The 1,603-nt window shown below is 77.5% G+C and carries 1 protein-coding gene and 1 pseudogene; one reads left to right on the top strand and one right to left on the bottom strand.

Translation table 11 applies throughout. From position 1 onward, the window contains the following. A partial coding sequence (locus AB0C69_RS42150; RefSeq protein WP_360362531.1) for a cyclic nucleotide-binding domain-containing protein occupies positions 1–1,163 on the top strand: 1,163 nt, incomplete at its 5' end. Here the strand turns inward: AB0C69_RS42150 and AB0C69_RS42145 are convergent. Further along, a pseudogene (locus tag AB0C69_RS42145) lies at positions 1,160–1,603 on the bottom strand (hypothetical protein); the annotation flags it as partial. The gene AB0C69_RS42150 and the pseudogene AB0C69_RS42145 sit on opposite strands and share 4 nt — an antisense overlap.

The raw sequence follows: 1,603 nt of genomic DNA, 5'->3' as shown, positions 1-1,603 counted from the left end.
GGCAGGGGTATCCGGCCGACTACGTCGTCGTCCTCCTGTCGGGCTGGACGAAGGTCCGCGTCGACCGGGCGGGCGAGGAGCGGATCGTGGCGGTCCGCGGTCCGGGCGACCTGATCGGCGAGCGGGCGCTGTTCGAGGGCGAGGCCTGGACGGCGACGGTCATCGCGCTGGACACCGTGGAGGCGCTCGTCGTCGGCGCGGCGGACTTCCGGCGCGTCGTGGAGCGCCACGCGGGCGTGCAGTCGGTGCTGGAGAAGCAGGCGCACGACCGCACCGTCGAGGCGGCGGCCCGCACCTCCGGCACCGAACTCGCCGACACCGAGCGCCGGCTGGCCGCGCTGTTCACGACGCTGTCGCGGGCGCGGGACGGGGCGCTCCCCCTGACGGGGACCGAGCTGGCGGGCTGGACGTCGTCGACGCCCGCGGCGGTGGCGAGCGTGCTCAGCGAGTGGGACGGCGCGGGACTCGTCCACGCCGGGGACGGGACGATCGACGTCCTCGACCCGGTCCGGCTGGAGCGGCTCACGGCGGGCGGCGAGCCCCGCCCGCCGGCCGTGTCCGGCTCCCTCTTCCTCACGGGGCAGGACTGCACGGTCGTGTTCGCCGACGTGGTCGGGTTCGGCTCCCCGGACCGGACCGAGGCGGACCGGGCGGCCATCAGGCGGGTGCTGTTCGAGTCGCTGGAGGAGTCCTTCGCCGCGGCCGGGGTGCCCTGGGCGGCCTGCCACCGCGAGGACCGCGGCGACGGCGTGCTGCTCGTCGTCCCGCCCGGGGTCCCGGTGAACGCTCCGGCGGATCCGCTGGTGCGGGCGCTCGCCGAGCGCATCGACCGGCACAACGCGGGCGCGGCCGAGGGGCGGCGCCTCCAGGTGCGGGTCGCGGTCGACGCGGGCCCCGTGCACGCGGGGCCGGAGGGGGTCACCGGGGCGGCGCTCGCCCGCGCCGCCCGGCTGCTGGAGTCCGAGGTCCTGCGGCGGAGGCTCGCGGGCGTCGCGGCCGCCCTCGGGCTGATCGTCTCCGCGCCCGTCCACCGGGGGATCTCCGGGGCGGGGCCGGAGTTCGAGCCCGTCGAGGTGCGCGAGCCGGGCCCCGGCGGCGCCTGGCTGCGGCTCTTCCCGGCCGCCGGCCAGACGCGGCCCCGGCCCGAAGGCGCCGCCGGCTAGAGGCGCACGTACTCGTAGTCGAAGGGTCGGCCGTTGACGCCGTTGCGGGGCGGGGCGATCCAGGCGGCGATCCTGCCGCGCTCGTGGACGGGCCGCATCAGCGAGCGGACGTGGGTCCTGTCGACCTCCGTCGGAAGCCAGGCGTCCTTGCGCCGCTCCCACTCGGCGGCGTCGAGCAGTTCCCCGTCCGGCGCGGCCTCGACGCCGGCGAAGGCGCCGACCTTGCGGTTGAAGGCGATGCTCGGCAGGCGCAGGCGCTGCGGGAGGCCCGCCTCCGACAGGATGCGGTTCCAGCGGTTGACGCCGCTCTGGCAGTCGGCGATGTACGCGCGGCGCAGGTCGGTGTTGAGGCCGACGAGCGCGGCGGCCCGGTGCAGCCGCTCGGCGTTGACCTCCACGAGGAACACGCGGGCGGCGCCGCGGGCCCGCGCGACCCGCAC

It is taken from the genome of Actinomadura sp. NPDC048032 (assembly GCF_040653175.1).
Classification (GTDB): domain Bacteria; phylum Actinomycetota; class Actinomycetes; order Streptosporangiales; family Streptosporangiaceae; genus Spirillospora; species Spirillospora verrucosospora.
This window is presented reverse-complemented; position numbering and strand designations above follow the sequence as displayed.